At 67.8% G+C, this 14,164-nt stretch carries 16 protein-coding genes; 10 read left to right on the top strand and 6 right to left on the bottom strand.

The window, feature by feature from the left end; all coding sequences use genetic code 11:
- Nucleotides 1–92: 92 nt before the first annotated feature.
- Together nadB and Q0326_RS06225 are read right to left on the bottom strand one after the other, a co-directional pair.
- Entirely contained in the window at nt 93–1,688 is a 1,596-nt protein-coding gene (gene nadB / locus Q0326_RS06230) for an L-aspartate oxidase (RefSeq protein ID WP_298688245.1), read from the bottom strand.
- Complete coding sequence (locus Q0326_RS06225) at nt 1,688–2,614, bottom strand: ABC transporter ATP-binding protein (protein ID WP_298688244.1); 927 nt, start codon at nt 2,612–2,614, stop codon at nt 1,688–1,690. Before Q0326_RS06225 ends, nadB begins: the two co-directional genes overlap by 1 nt.
- 100 nt (nt 2,615–2,714) lie before the next feature.
- On the opposite strand from Q0326_RS06225, the gene Q0326_RS06220 reads away from it, so the two are divergent.
- The 6 genes from Q0326_RS06220 to Q0326_RS06195 all read left to right on the top strand — a co-directional run bounded on the left by Q0326_RS06220 (nt 2,715) and on the right by Q0326_RS06195 (nt 6,869).
- Complete coding sequence (locus Q0326_RS06220; RefSeq protein ID WP_298688242.1) at nt 2,715–2,858, top strand: hypothetical protein; 144 nt, start codon at nt 2,715–2,717, stop codon at nt 2,856–2,858.
- 39 nt (nt 2,859–2,897) lie between these two features.
- On the top strand, nt 2,898–3,095 hold the full coding sequence (locus Q0326_RS06215; RefSeq protein ID WP_298688240.1) for a zinc-finger domain-containing protein: 198 nt from the start codon (nt 2,898–2,900) through the stop codon (nt 3,093–3,095).
- Nucleotides 3,096–3,257: 162 nt separating this feature from the next.
- The gene (gene tldD / locus Q0326_RS06210; protein WP_298688238.1) at nt 3,258–4,688 is read left to right on the top strand and encodes a metalloprotease TldD; all 1,431 of its coding nucleotides are present in this window, start codon (nt 3,258–3,260) and stop codon (nt 4,686–4,688) included.
- A gap of 9 nt (nt 4,689–4,697) precedes the next feature.
- Entirely contained in the window at nt 4,698–4,904 is a 207-nt protein-coding gene (locus Q0326_RS06205; RefSeq protein WP_298688235.1) for a DUF2007 domain-containing protein, read from the top strand.
- A gap of 140 nt (nt 4,905–5,044) precedes the next feature.
- Nucleotides 5,045–5,383, top strand: coding sequence for a P-II family nitrogen regulator (locus Q0326_RS06200; protein WP_298688233.1), 339 nt, complete (start codon nt 5,045–5,047; stop codon nt 5,381–5,383).
- A gap of 16 nt (nt 5,384–5,399) precedes the next feature.
- Complete coding sequence (locus Q0326_RS06195) at nt 5,400–6,869, top strand: ammonium transporter (protein ID WP_298688232.1); 1,470 nt, start codon at nt 5,400–5,402, stop codon at nt 6,867–6,869.
- Between the two features lie 308 nt (nt 6,870–7,177).
- Here the strand turns inward: Q0326_RS06195 and Q0326_RS06190 are convergent, their stop codons facing one another.
- A complete protein-coding gene (locus Q0326_RS06190; protein ID WP_298688230.1) occupies nt 7,178–7,597 on the bottom strand; it encodes a TIGR01244 family sulfur transferase in 420 nt (139 codons plus the stop codon).
- 32 nt (nt 7,598–7,629) lie between these two features.
- Complete coding sequence (gene recQ / locus Q0326_RS06185; protein ID WP_298688228.1) at nt 7,630–9,396, bottom strand: DNA helicase RecQ; 1,767 nt, start codon at nt 9,394–9,396, stop codon at nt 7,630–7,632.
- Nucleotides 9,397–9,508: 112 nt separating this feature from the next.
- Here recQ and Q0326_RS06180 point away from each other — a divergent pair, with 112 nt between their 5' ends.
- Complete coding sequence (locus tag Q0326_RS06180) at nt 9,509–10,018, top strand: thioredoxin family protein (protein ID WP_298688226.1); 510 nt, start codon at nt 9,509–9,511, stop codon at nt 10,016–10,018.
- 14 nt (nt 10,019–10,032) lie between these two features.
- Here Q0326_RS06180 and Q0326_RS06175 read toward each other — a convergent pair whose 3' ends face one another.
- Together Q0326_RS06175 and Q0326_RS06170 are read right to left on the bottom strand one after the other, a co-directional pair.
- Complete coding sequence (locus tag Q0326_RS06175) at nt 10,033–10,995, bottom strand: aspartyl protease family protein (RefSeq protein ID WP_298688224.1); 963 nt, start codon at nt 10,993–10,995, stop codon at nt 10,033–10,035.
- A 62-nt stretch (nt 10,996–11,057) separates the two neighbouring features.
- The gene (locus tag Q0326_RS06170) at nt 11,058–12,890 is read right to left on the bottom strand and encodes an ABC transporter ATP-binding protein/permease (RefSeq protein ID WP_298688222.1); all 1,833 of its coding nucleotides are present in this window, start codon (nt 12,888–12,890) and stop codon (nt 11,058–11,060) included.
- A 396-nt stretch (nt 12,891–13,286) separates the two neighbouring features.
- Between Q0326_RS06170 and Q0326_RS06165 the strand changes: the two genes are divergently transcribed.
- From Q0326_RS06165 to Q0326_RS06155, 3 genes are read left to right on the top strand one after another with little or no spacing between them, the layout of a single operon-like run.
- Nucleotides 13,287–13,421, top strand: a complete 135-nt coding sequence (locus tag Q0326_RS06165; protein ID WP_298688220.1) for a hypothetical protein — start codon at nt 13,287–13,289, stop codon at nt 13,419–13,421.
- A 23-nt stretch (nt 13,422–13,444) separates the two neighbouring features.
- Nucleotides 13,445–13,621: a PspC domain-containing protein gene (locus Q0326_RS06160; RefSeq protein WP_298688218.1), complete on the top strand. Its 177-nt coding sequence runs from the start codon at nt 13,445–13,447 to the stop codon at nt 13,619–13,621.
- Between the two features lie 55 nt (nt 13,622–13,676).
- Nucleotides 13,677–14,117 carry a cupin domain-containing protein gene (locus Q0326_RS06155; RefSeq protein WP_298688216.1) on the top strand — a complete coding sequence of 147 codons (441 nt, stop codon included), beginning with the start codon at nt 13,677–13,679 and terminating at the stop codon, nt 14,115–14,117.
- The last annotated feature ends 47 nt before the right edge of the window (nt 14,118–14,164 follow it).

Below are 14,164 nucleotides of genomic sequence, written 5' to 3'. Positions count from 1 at the left end.
GGTGAGGGTGGCCGACGTTTAAGGTGGACGCGCCGGCTGCGCCGTCGCTCCCCCTCACCCCAACCCTCTCCCCGCTGGGGAGAGGGAGCATGTCACGGCGCCAGCACCGTGTCCTTCGCGACCGGCAGCATCTGCGGATAATCGAGCGTATAGTGCAGCCCGCGGCTTTCCTTGCGCGCGAGCGCCGAGCGGACGATCAGGTCGGCGACCTCGACCAGGTTGCGCAGCTCGATCAGGTCGGCGGTGACGCGGAACTCGCCATAATAATCCTCGACCTCGCGGCGCAGCGTCTTGATCCGGTGCTGCGCACGCTCGAGCCGCTTGGTGGTCCGCACGATGCCGACATAGTCCCACATGAAGCGGCGGATCTCGCGCCAATTGTGCTGGACGATCACCTCCTCGTCCGAATCGGTGACGCGGCTCTCGTCCCAGGGGCGGATCGCGGGCGGCGCGGGCATCTCGTCGAAATGGCGGCCGATGTGCGCGGCGGCGGCCTCGCCGAACACGAAACATTCGAGCAGCGAGTTGGAGGCGAGGCGGTTGGCGCCGTGCAGCCCCGATTGCGTGACCTCGCCCGCCGCATAGAGGCCGGGCAGATCGGTGCGGCCCTTGAGATCCACGATCACCCCGCCGCAGGTATAATGCTGTGCGGGCACCACCGGGATCGGCTGCGTCGTGATGTCGATGCCGAGCCCGAGCAGCTTGGCGTAGATCGTCGGGAAGTGATGTTTCACGAACTCGGGCGGCTGGTGGCTGATGTCGAGATGGACGTAATCGAGCCCGAGCCGCTTGATCTCATGGTCGATCGCACGCGCGACGATGTCGCGGGGGGCGAGCTCGGCGCGGTCGTCGAAGTCGGGCATGAAGCGGTGCCCGGCGCCGGGCACGCCGGGGGGGAGCTTCAGCTGCGCGCCTTCGCCGCGCATCGCCTCGGTGATCAGGAAATTCTTGACGTCGAGGTTCCAGAGACAAGTCGGGTGGAACTGCATCATCTCCATGTTGGAGACCCGGCAGCCGGCGCGCCACGCCATCGCGATACCGTCGCCGGTCGCGCCCCGCGGCGCGGTCGAATAGAGATAGGTGCGTCCCGCGCCGCCGGTCGCGAGGATCGTCGCGCGGCCGGTGTAGAGCTCGACCTGGCCGGTCCGCCGGTTGAGCGCATAGACGCCCCAGACATGGCCGTTGCCGAGATAGCGCTCGCCGTGCCGGCTGGTGGCGAGATCGACCGCCGCCATGTCGGGGACCAGCGTGATGTTGGGATTGGCGCGCGCCGCGGTCTCGAGCGCCTGCTGCACCGCCCAGCCGGTCGCGTCGTCGACATGGACGATGCGACGGTGGCTGTGGCCGCCTTCGCGCGTCAGGTGGAGCGCATTGCCCTCCTCGTTGAACGGTACGCCGAGCCGCACCAGCTTCTCGATCGACCGCGGCGCATTCTCGATGACGAATTCGACGGCGGCGCGGTCGTTGAGACCCGCGCCCGCGATCATCGTATCCTCGATATGGCTTTCGAATGTGTCGCCGGGTTCGAGCACCGCGGCGATCCCGCCCTGCGCCCAGGCGGTCGAGCCTTCCGACAGCCCACCCTTGGCGAGCACCGCGACCTTGAACCGTTCCGCGAGGCTCAGCGCGGCGGTCAGCCCTGCCGCCCCCGATCCGACGATGACGACATCGAACGCGTGCGCGCCCATCAGGCGGCGAGCCGATCGCTGGTCAGGCTGAGGAAGACGTCCTCAAGATCGGCCTCGCGGGTCGAGACGTCGACCACACCGAGCCCCGCCGCGCCTAGCGCCGCCAGCACTTCGCCCGCATTCACGCGCGACTTGTCATAGGTGATGATGACGATGCGATCGCCCTTGAGCTCGATCTTCTCGAAACAGGGGGCGGCGGGCGCAACGGTCAGATCGCGATCGACGGTGACCTCGACGACCTTCTCGGTCGCCTTGGCGAGCAGCGTCGCGGTCGGCTCATTGGCGATCAGCCGGCCATGGTTGATGATCGCGATGCGGTCGCAGAGTTCCTGCGCCTCCTCGAGATAATGGGTGGTCAGAACGACCGTCACGCCCTGGTTGTTGAGCTGGCGGACATAGGCCCAGAGCTGCTGGCGCAGCTCGATGTCGACGCCTGCGGTCGGCTCGTCGAGCACCAGCACGGGCGGGGTGTGCGCCAGCGCCTTGGCGACGAGCAGCCGCCGCTTCATGCCGCCCGACAAGGTCCGCGCGAAGGCATTGGCCTTGTCCTCGAGATGCACCGCGCGCAGCAGCTCCATCGTGCGGCGCTCGGCCTTGGGGATGCCGTAGAGCCCGGCCTGGATCTCGAGCGCCTCGCGCGGCGTGAAGAAGGGGTCGAACAGGATCTCCTGCGGCACCACGCCGATGGCCCGCTTGGCGTTGCGCGGATGCGCATCGATGTCGAAGCCCCAGATCGAGGCGGTGCCGCCGGTCTTGTTGACCATCCCCGACAGGATGTTGATCAGCGTCGACTTGCCGGCCCCATTGGGCCCGAGCAATCCGAAGATCTGGCCTCGCGGCACGTCGAAGCTGACCCCGTGCAGTGCGGTCTTGCCGCCGGCATAGGTCTTCTGGAGATTGCTGATGCTGATCGCGGCGTCGTTCATGGCGCGCGAGATAGACGCTCCGACCGGCCGCCGCTAGGGCGCGCATGCGTTAACGATAGCTGTTTACCCGTCGTTAGGCTTTTGGCCGGATCACCGATCCATGATCTGCGCTGGTCTTTCCTTTCTCGTCCGCCGTTCGCCGATCGCGTTCGCGGTGGCGCTGCTGCTGACGCTGACGGTCGCCTTGATCGAGGTGCCGCCGGCCGCGCAACCCCGCGTGCCGCTGTTCGCCGCCGCTGCCTGATTGCGCGCGCCTACGTCGCTTGCTATGCGCGCCATCGTGATGACGACACCCCCCGAGACGATCCGCGTCGCCACCTCCCGCGTGGTGTGCGATGGTGCCAGCGACATCCCGACCGGCGCCGCGCTGGGGCACCCGCGCGTGTTCCTCGAAATCGACGAGTCGGGCTTCGTCGACTGCGGCTATTGCGATCGCCATTTCGTGCTGATTGGTGGCCCCGCGGACCAAGCCGCGGCCTGATCCCTCTTCGTCTTCCCGGACCCTTCGACCGGCTCAGGACAGGCGTGATCCGGGATCCAGAATGACAAACGACGGCGCCCGAGGCCGTGGATCCTGACTATCGTCGGGATGACGACGGACGGGAGGGATGACGCCGCCGCCCCGCCTGCCTATATTGCGGGCATGACCAGCCTCACCGATCCCCGCTCGTTCCTGTATCGCGATGGCGCGCTCGATCCCGATGCCGCGCGGCGGCTGAGCGCGGAGGCGCTGGCGGCGACCGACGACGGCGAACTCTATCTGCAATATCTGGCGTCCGAGAGCTTCGGCTTTGACGATGGCCGGCTCAAGACCGCCGACTTCAACACGCAGTCGGGCTTCGGCCTGCGCGGCGTCTCGGGCGAGACCACCGCCTTCGCGCACGCCAACGAGATTTCCGAACGCGCGATCCGCCGCGCGGCCGAGACGATGCGGCTGCTCGATCCCGCCAAAGGCGCCAAGTCGGCACCGCCGACGCGCACCAATCGCCACCTCTACGGCGATGCCGATCCCTTGAGCCTCGTCCCCTTCGCCAAGAAGGTCGAACTGTGCCAGACGATCGACGCGCTCGCCCGCGCGAAAGACCTGCGGGTGTCGCAGGTCTCGGTCGGGCTGTCGGGGACGTGGAGCGTCGTCGAGATCGTCCGGCCCGACGGCTTCGTCGCGACCGACGTGCGCCCGCTGGTGCGGCTCAACGTGTCGATCGTCGTCGAGCAGAACGGGCGCCGCGAGTCGGGCATGTTCGGACTCGGCGGCCGCTATCTCTACGATCGGCTGTTCGAGCCGGCGACCTGGCAGCGCGCGATCGACGAGGCGCTGGCGCAGGCGCTGGTCAATCTCGAGTCGGTCGCCGCACCCGCGGGCGAGACGACGGTGGTGTGTGGCCCGGGCTGGCCCGGCGTGCTGCTCCACGAAGCGATCGGCCATGGCCTCGAGGGCGATTTCAATCGCAAGGGCTCGTCCGCCTTTTCGGGCCGGATCGGCGAGCGCGTTGCCGCCCCCGGCGTCACCGTCGTCGACGACGGCTCGATCGCCGACCGCCGCGGCTCGCTGTCGATCGACGACGAGGGTACGCCGACCCAGTGCAACACGCTGATCGAGGACGGTATCCTCAAAGGCTATATGCAGGATCGCTTGAACGCGCGGCTGATGGGCGTGCCCGCCACGGGTAACGGCCGCCGGGAGAGCTTCGCGCACGCACCGATGCCGCGGATGACCAACACCTTCATGCTCGGCGGCAAGGACGATCCCGCCGAGATTCTGTCGCGCGTCAAGAAGGGCGTCTATGCCAAGAGCTTCGGTGGCGGACAGGTCGACATCACGTCGGGCAAGTTCGTATTCACCTGCACCGAGGCGTATATGATCGAGAACGGCAGGCTCGGCGCGCCGATCAAGGGTGCGACGCTGATCGGTGACGGACCCTCGGTGCTCACCCGCGTCTCGGGGATCGGCAACGACATGGCACTCGACGAAGGCATCGGCATCTGCGGGAAGGGCGGGCAGTCGGTACCCGCGGGCGTCGGTCAGCCGACGCTGCTGATCGATCGGCTGACCGTGGGCGGCACGGCGGCCTGATCGCTGCCGGTGGCGCTCGTCGAGATCGAGACCTTTCCGGATCACGCCATCGCCCAAATGGCGCGGGGACTGCTCGTCTCCCATGGAATCGACGTCATACTGTTCGATGGCGGCGTGGCGAGCCTGGGATTGGGCGGCCTCGCGCCCGTCCGCCTCATGGTCGACGCGCGGGATCAGTCGATTGCTCAGCGACTCTTGGCGAACTCTGCTGCCTAATTAACGGGCAGTCGTTCATATCTGCACAACGGACGGGCGATCGTTACGCCCGCAAATCGTGCTGCAGCGCGGAAATGCGCATCATCTGATCATGGCACGCATCTTGCGGATGGCCCTTTGGGCAAAAGCAGGGAGGCGGCATGAAACTGATCGTAGCGATCATAAAGCCATTCAAGCTGGACGAGGTGCGCGAAGCGCTCTCGGGTATTGGCGTTGCGGGCATGACCGTGACCGAGGTCAAGGGATTCGGCCGGCAGAAGGGGCAGACCGAAATCTACCGCGGCGCGGAATATTCGACCAACATGGTGCCCAAGATAAAGGTCGAGGTCGCATGCGGCTCCGATCTGGCACCGCGCGTGGTCGAGGCGATCCAGCAATCGGCCAACACCGGCGCGATCGGCGACGGCAAGATCTTCGTGCTCGACCTCGCGCAAGCGGTGCGGATCCGCACCGGCGAGATCGATGACACCGCGCTTTGAGGGGAAAGGGGGAATGATGAAGCCACTCAACAAGCTGGGCCTCGGCCTGGCGACGCTGGGGATCGCGGCGCTCGCCGCCCATCCCGCCTTCGCGCAGAATGCGCCGGGGGCCGCCACGGCCGCTGCCGCCTCGCCGATCCCCGCCGCCACCGTCAACAAGGGCGACACCGCCTGGATGATGGTGTCGACGCTGCTCGTGCTGATGATGTCGATCCCGGGCCTCGCGCTGTTCTACGGCGGTCTGGTCCGCACCAAGAACATGCTGTCGGTGCTGACGCAGGTGCTGATGATCGTCTGCATGGTCGGCGTGATCTGGGTCACCTGGGGCTATTCGGAGGCGTTCACCGCCGGGCCGACGCCGTTCTTCGGCGGCCTCTCGAAGATCTTCCTCAAGGGCGTCGACGCCAACAGCCAGGCGGCGACCTTCTCCAACGGCGTCTACATCCCCGAACTCGTCTACGTGCTCTTCCAGATGACCTTCGCGATGATCACGCCCGCGCTGATCATCGGCAGCTTCGCGGAGCGCGTGCGCTTCTCGCCGCTGATGCTGTTCGTCGCGCTGTGGGTCACGCTGGTCTATTTCCCGATCGCGCACATGGTCTGGTATTGGGAAGGCCCCGACGCGATGGCGGCGGCGGCGATCAAGGGCGGCCAGGCGCTGGTCGATGCAACCAACGACGCGGGCTTCCTCTTCCAGAAGGGCGCGCTCGACTTCGCTGGCGGCACCGTCGTCCATATCAATGCGGGCATCGCGGGCTTCGTCGGCTGCCTGATCTTCGGCAAGCGCATGGGCTATCCCAACGAGCCGATGCCGCCGCACTCGCTGACGATGACGATGATCGGCGCCTCGCTGCTGTGGGTGGGCTGGTTCGGCTTCAACGCCGGCTCCAACCTCGAGAGCAACGGCGTCACCGCGGTCGCCTTCATGAACACGATGATCGCGACAGCCGCCGCCGGCCTCTCCTGGCTGATCGTCGAGCAGGTCGTGAAGGGCAAGCCGTCGCTGCTCGGTGCCGCCTCGGGCGTCGTCGCGGGTCTGGTCGCGGTCACCCCGGCATCGGGCTATGCCAGCACGATGGGCTCGGTGATCCTCGGCCTGATGGTCTCGCCGATCTGCTTCTTCTTCGTCACCACGGTGAAGTCGAAGTTCGGCTATGACGACTCGCTCGACGTGTTCGGTGTCCACTGCATCGGCGGCATCACCGGCGCGCTGATGACGGGCATCCTCGCCAACCCTTACTTCGGCGGACAGGGTGCGGGCGACTACACCACCAAGCCCGGCACGATGCTGACGGCGCCCTATGATTGGGTCCATCAGCTGACGGTGCAGGCCGAGGCGGTGGTTCTCACCCTGCTGTGGTCCGGGATCATCTCGACGATCCTGTTCATCGCCATCGACAAGACGTGGGGCATGCGCGCCACGCCGGAACAGGAGTCGGAAGGCCTCGACATCGTCGATCACGGCGAGCGCGCCTACCACTTCTAAAGAGCTTCCTCCTGCGAAGACCCTGGGCCGGCGAGGCAACTCGCCGGCTCTTTTTTTCAGAGGTGAGGTCCTCGCATAAGCTCGGGCGCGCGTTCGCGCTTGCGGACCGGTCGGTCCGTCGGCCGGATCGAGGTTGATCCGCGTTCGGCTTGGCGCGACCTTCCCCTATCCGTCATCCCGGACTTGATCCGGGATCCATAGACGCGGCGCGTGAAGCGCAAGCGCGGCGCCGGACCCGCAACGTAAGACCGGGCCATCGGCGCTGCGCCTATGGGTCCCGGCGTCCGCCAGGACGACGGGTCGTCGAATCAGCCCTGCAGCTTCGCAATCATCGGCAGCAGCGCGGAGACGTCGTAGCCGGCATTGGCGGCCTTGGCGGCGATCTCGCTCGGCGGATCGCCCGCGGCGCCGCGGGCCAGCGCCCAGAGATAGGTCGAGCGCGTCCCCGAGCGGCAGAAGGCGAGCGCCGGGCCCGGCTCGGCAAGCGCCGCGGTCATGGCGTCGACCTGCTCGGCCGAAAAGCCCGAATGATCGACCGGGATATGCGCATAGCCGAGCCCCGCCGCCTTCGCCGCCGCCTCGATCGCAGCACCACTCGGCTGCCCTGCCTGTTCGTCGTCGGGCCGATTGTTGATGATCGTCTTCACACCCTGCGCGGCCGCGGTGGCGACATCCTCGGGCTGGATCTGGCCGGCGACCATGATGGTCTCGTCGAGCGTGCGGAACATGGGTGTCTCCTCTTTGAGGCAGGCCCCTTAGCCTATCCCTGCCAGCCGCGCAGCACCTCGAGGAACGCCTCGCCATAGGCCTCGCGCTTGGCCTCGCCGACGCCGGTGACCTGGGCCAGGCCCGCCATCGTTGTCGGGTGCAGCCCCGCCATCTCGCGCAGCGTCGAATCGTGGAACACGACATAGGGCGGCACGCCCTTGGCCATCGCGATCTCGCGGCGCTTGGCACGCAGCGCCTCGAACAGCGGATCGTGCGGATGCTCCTGGGCATCACGCGCCTTGCGCTTGCGCTCGCGCTTGGGTGCCATCACCAGCCCGACCGGTTCCTCGCCCTTGAGGATCGCGCGCGCCGACGGGCCGAAGGACAGCCCGCCATATTCGTCGGCGCGCAGCGCGTCGCGGGCGATCAGCGCGCGTGCCACGGGGCGGACGAGCTTCAACTCCTCCTCGTCGGCGATGCCGTAGACCGAGAGGCGGTTGTGGTTGTTGGAGATCACCTTTTCGGTGTCGCGCCCGGCGAGCACATCCAGGAGGTGGCCGACGCCGAAGCGCATCTCGGTGCGGAACGCCGCCGACAGCAATTTGCGCGCGACCTCGGTGACGTCGACGGTGGCGGGCGGGCTGAGGCAATTGTCGCAATTGCCGCAGCGCTCGGGCGGCGTCTCGCCGAAGTGGCGGAGCAGGATCGCGCGGCGGCAGTCGCTGGTCTCGACCAGCATGCCGAGCGCGGCGAGCCGGGTGCGCTCGCCCGCCATCCGCGACTCGTCGACCTCGGAAAGCCGGCGCCTGGCGCGCGCGAAATCCTCGGCGCCCCAAAAGAGCTGGGCGACCGCGGGCTCGCCGTCGCGGCCAGCGCGGCCGGTCTCCTGATAATAGGCCTCGATCGACTTGGGCAGGCCGGCGTGCGCGACGAAACGGACGTCGGGCTTGTCGATGCCCATGCCGAACGCGATCGTCGCGACCATCACCATGTCCTCGGACGCGACGAAGTCGCGCTGGTTGCGCTGGCGCACCGCCGAGTCGAGCCCGGCGTGATAGGCGCGCGTCGAGCGCCCGAGCCCGGCCAGCTGGGTCGCGATGCGGTCGGTCGCGTCGCGCGTCGGCGCATAGACGATGCCGGCACCGGGCTGGTCGGCGATGAACGCCTTGAGCTGCTGCGCCAATCCGTCGCGCGGCGAGATCTGGTAGCGGATATTGGGACGGTCGAAGCCCGCGACGATCAGCCCGTCCTGGGGCAGCCCCAGCTGCTGGAGAATGTCGGCGCGGGTATGTGCGTCGGCGGTGGCGGTGAGCGCGAGCCGCGGCACGTCGGGGAAGCGATCGAGCAGCGGCCGCAGCAGGCGGTAGTCGGGGCGGAAATCATGGCCCCATTCGCTGACGCAATGCGCCTCGTCGATCGCGAAGAGCGACAGCTCGCTGGCCTGCAGCAGATTGCGGAAGCTCTCGTTCGAGGCGCGCTCGGGCGCCACATAGAGAAGGTCGAGGTCGCCGTCGCGGAAGCGGCGCATCGTCTCGGCGCGGTCGTCGTCGGCCGAGGTCAGCGTCGCCGCCTTGATCCCGAAGCCCTCGGCGGAACGGACCTGGTCGTGCATCAGCGCGATCAGCGGCGAGATCACCACCGCCGTCCCGGTGCGGGCCAGCGCAGGCAGCTGGTAGCAGAGCGACTTGCCCGCCCCCGTCGGCATCACCGCGAGCGTGCCCAGCCCCGCCATCACGCGCCCGACCACCTCGGCCTGGACGCCGCGGAAGCCCGAGAAGCCGAAGGTCGCGTGCAGGATATCGAGGGGATCGGCGGTCATTGCCGCTCGATTAGACCGCGCGGGCATCCGCGTCACCCCGTTGAAGCTGGGCTTGGCCTCGCACAGCAACAGCTTGCTGGCATTGGACGCGGCGCCGGGTTAGCCTTCCGCCATGATCAAGCATCTCGCGCTCCCGCTGCTCGCCCTTCTCGCCGTATCGGCGGCTCCCGCAGCCCCACCCGCGCCGCACATGGCGATCGCCGACATCGACCAGCTGCCGCAGCCGCTGCCCTACCCCTATGACGAGCAGGCCGATGCCAAGGCGGTCGTCGCCAAGGCGCGCGCGCAGGCCAAGCGCGAGCATAAGCGGCTGCTGATCGATCTCGGCGGCAATTGGTGCGGCGATTGCCGCGTGCTCGCCTCGATCATGGCGCTGCCCGAGCTCAAGCCCTTCCTCGACCAGCATTTCGTCGTCGCGAAGGTGGATATCGGCCGCTACGACAAGAATGGCGACATCGCCGCGCATTATGGCGTCACCGGCCGGCTCGACGGCGTGCCCGCGATCCTCATCGTCGATCCGGCGCATGACAAGCTGGTCAATGGCGGCCGGCTGTTCGCGCTCACCGACGCGCGTCATATGACGCCGCAGGGGTTGGCCGACTGGCTGGCGCAATGGGCGTGACACGCGGCTGACGCTCATCCGCCCGGGCGGACGATGACCGAGATGCCGCCGTCCTGATCGCCGGAGCGGAGGAAACGAACCTTGCGGCGGCCGAAGTCGATCGAGACGCGCGTGAAGGCCTGCATGACGTCCATGCCGAGCAACATCGCGGGTTTTTTGGTCAGCCCGAACCGATCGAAGACATGGGCGTCGTCGAATGCGGCGACGACGTTCTGCAAGTGGACGGCGCCAAGCCTGAGGTCGGCGATCGGCGCGTAGCTCGCGACGATCTTGCGGCCCGTGACGTCGGTGATCGTCACCGGCAGCGGTGCGGCGCGCTTGCGGCGGACGAGCTTGTCCTGCAGCGTCAGATTGCCGATCGTCACCATGCTCCCGGTATCGACGATGGCATAGATGCGCTGCCCGGACACGTCGGCATCGGCGAGGACGAGCTGGCCGAACCGACTGCGCGCGGTGACCACGATCTCGTTGGTCGCTGCCGGCCTGACGATCCTGTCGGCGGGCTCGACCGACATGCGGTTGTGAACGAGATCGATCACCACCTTCTTGTGCGCCAGCGTGTCGATGCCGAGTATGCCCTCGCCGCCGAGATCGGTCTCCTCAAGCACCGGCGCTACGATCGCCTTGGCGGGCAAGGCACCGACATAGAGATTGTCGATCTGCACCGCGGGGACCTGGCTTTCGCCGCCGACGCTGTGCAGCGGCACCATTCCCGCCGACGGCAGACCAAGTGCGGCGGCGAGCCGGCTCGAGATCACGGTGCGGGTGGCGCCGCTGTCGACGATGAAGCGAAACGGCCCCTTGCCGTTGATCAGCACCGGCACCGTCATCCGCGTGTCGACCTCGCGCAGCTTGACCGCGGTGCTCGCCGGATCGCCGGGCACGGTGCTCGCATCGACTGGCACCGGCTCTGCGGCCACCGCGGCGGCTGGCGGCGGCTGTAGCATCACGAGCAGCCCGGCTATCGCTGCGACCATCGGCATCCTGTCCCCCATTTTGGGCGATGCTACGCCTTAGCCTTCCGCTGGCAAGCGCGGTGTCACTCCGCCGCGAGCGCCTCGCCCTGCTCGCGCTCGGCGGCCTGGCGCGCCCACATCTCGGCATAGAGACCGTCCAGCGCCATCAGCTCCGCATGACTGCCACGTTCGGCGACGCGGCCTTCGTCGAGCACGACGATCTGATCGGCATCGACCACCGTCGAGAGCCGGTGCGCGATCGTGATCGTGGTGCGGCGCTGCGTCACCGCGTGCAGCGTGTCGAGGATCTCGGCCTCGGTGCGGCTGTCGAGCGCGCTGGTCGCCTCGTCGAGGATCAGGATCGGCGGATCCTTGAGCAGGGTCCGCGCGATCGCGACGCGCTGCTTCTCGCCGCCCGACAGCTTGAGCCCGCGCTCGCCGACCTCGGATTTATAGCCTTTAGGCAGGCTTTCGATGAACCCGTCGATCGCCGCCCCCCGGGCGGCAGCGCGCACCGCCTCGGCGTCCGATCCCTCGCGGCCATAAGCGATGTTGTAGCCGATCGTGTCGTTGAACAGCACCGTATCCTGCGGCACGATTCCGATCGCGGCACGCAGCGTTGCCTGCTGGACGCGCGCGATATCCTGCCCGTCGATCGTGATCCGGCCGCCGGAAAGGTCGTAAAAGCGGAACAGCAACCGTGCGATCGTCGACTTGCCCGCTCCCGACGGACCCACGATCGCCAGCGTCGAGCCCGCCGGTACGTCGAGATCGATGCCTTTGAGGATCGCGCGGTCGGCGTCGTAGTGAAAGCGGACGTCCTCGAAGCGGACATGGCCGCGCGCCACCACCAGCGGCGGCGCATCGAGGATGTCGACGATCTCGGCGGGCGTGTCGATCAGCTCGAACATCGCGGCCATGTCGATCAGCCCCTGGCGGATCGTGCGGTAGACCATGCCGAGCAGATCGAGCGGGCGGAACAGCTGAGACAGCAAGGTGCTGACCAACACGACATTGCCCGGCGTGAAGCGGCCTTGCGACCAGCCCCAGACGACCAGACCCATGCCGCCGGCCATCATCACATTGGTAATCAGCGCTTGGCCGATGTTGAGCCAGGCCAGCGACGTCTCGTTCTTGACCGCGGCGCTGGTGTAGGCGGTGATCGCGCGGTCGTAGCGCTGCGCCTCGCGCTCCTCGGCGTTAAAATATTTGACCGTCTCGAAGTTCAGCAGCGAGTCGACCGCATGCGCGACCGCGCGTGTGTCGAAATCGTTCATGCTGGCGCGTAGCGCATTGCGCCAATCGGTGACGATACGCGTGAAGGCAATGTAGGCGACCACCATCACCAGCGTGCCAACGACCAACCAGCCGCCGAACCGGCTGCCGAAGATCTGGACGACCAGCGCCAGTTCGAGCACGGTCGGTGCGATGTTGAAGAGCAGAAAGTAGAGCATCGTATCGATGCTCTTGGTGCCGCGCTCGATCACCTTCGTCACCGCCCCGGTGCGCCGCGCAAGGTGGAAGCGCAGCGAGAGCTGGTGAAGATGGCGGAACACGGTTGCCGCCAGCCGGCGCGTCGCGTCCTGGCCAACACGCTCGAACACCGCGTTGCGCAGATTGTCGAACAGCGTGCCGCCGAAGCGCGCCGCAGCATAGCCGATCACCAGCGCGAGGATCAGCGTCCGCGTCGAATGGTCGTGCACGCCGTGCGCCATGCCGTCGATCGCGCCCTGCAGCGCGAACGGCGCGCCGTAGACCTGCACCAGCTTGGAGGCGAGCACGAACAGCAGCGACACGACGATCCGCGCCTTCAGCCCGGGCTCGCCCTTGGGCCAGAGATAGGGGAGGAAGCGGCGGAGCGAGGCGAAGCCGACCTCCGCCTTGAGATCGGTGGCCGTCAGGGTGTCAGGTGGCATCCGGCCAAGATAGGCGCGCCGCGGCAATCCGCCAATGCGGCATAGTTATCCTCCCCCGCAGGGAGAGGGGGACCGCTCGCCGAAGGCGAGTGATGGAGGGGTAGACCACGCCTCTGGCGGGGCCGCGCGTTCCGGTGTCGCACACCCCTCCACCACCGGCTGCGCCGGCGGTCTCCCTCCCCTTGAAGGGGAGGATGGCAGCGTCCCGCCGGATACCGTGCGATCGGCCTATCGATGGCGTATTCGGCCAAGCCTTGGCGAAAATATCCGCCGCTTTTGGCGGCAACCCGATTGGATGCCGCGAAAACGGGCTTTCCCGCAGCTTGGCACGCTCTCTGCAACGCCGTCGCTATCCCGCCGATCGCCGTCGGGACCGACATTCCAAGGGGATATGCCATGACCTCGTTCACGCTCTCGACGCTGCGTAACTCGCTCGTCTCCGCCGCCGGCGCGCTGTTTGTCAGCGCCGTGCTGGTCGGCGCCGCGGTGCTGCCTGCGCAGACCGCCGTAGCGCACGCGTTGCAGTTCTGATCCGCAGGCCGAGGAGCCTCATCATGACCAACCGTCTCGTCATCGATCGCCGCCGCGGCATGTGGTTGGGCGTCTGCCAGGGCACGGCCGATTTTTCGGGCGTCAACGTCACGCTCGTCCGCCTTGTGCTGGTGCTGCTGACGCTGTTCAGCGCGGGCTTCCCGGCATTCGTCGCCTATGTGCTGGCCGGCGAGCGCTGATCCGCGCGATCGCTCTGCGCTTGCCTGCCGGGGGATGTGCGACGATGCTGTCGGGATGGACGACGCGCAGGCCATCATCGCCAAGCTCGGGCTGACCCCCCATCCCGAAGGCGGTTGGTACCGTGAGACGTGGCGTGCCGATGCCGCCCCCGGCGACCGCGCCACCGCGACCGCGATCCTCTTCCTGCTGGAGGCCGGCCAGCGCTCGCACTGGCACCGGGTCGACGCCGCCGAGCTGTGGCTCTGGCATGCCGGCGCACCGCTGCGGCTGCGCCGCGCACCCGCCGATGACGGCCCGATCGCCGACGCGCGGCTCGGGCCCGACGTGCTCGGCGGCGAGGCGCCGCAACTGCTCGTGCCGCACGGCCATTGGCAGGCGACCGAGACGATCGCAGGCGCGGGCGGCGGCTGGGCGCTGGTCTCGTGCATCGTCTCGCCCGGCTTCGATTTCGCCGGTTTCACGCTCGCGCCACCCGACTGGGTACCCGGCGCATGAGGGACGGCGGTCTCGACGACTGGCTCGACGGCAGCAAGGCCGAGGTC

This window comes from uncultured Sphingomonas sp., assembly GCF_937859915.1.
Classification (GTDB): Bacteria; Pseudomonadota; Alphaproteobacteria; order Sphingomonadales; family Sphingomonadaceae; genus Solisphingomonas.
Note: the sequence above shows the minus strand (reverse complement) of the source record. Positions and strands in the feature narration are given on the sequence as shown.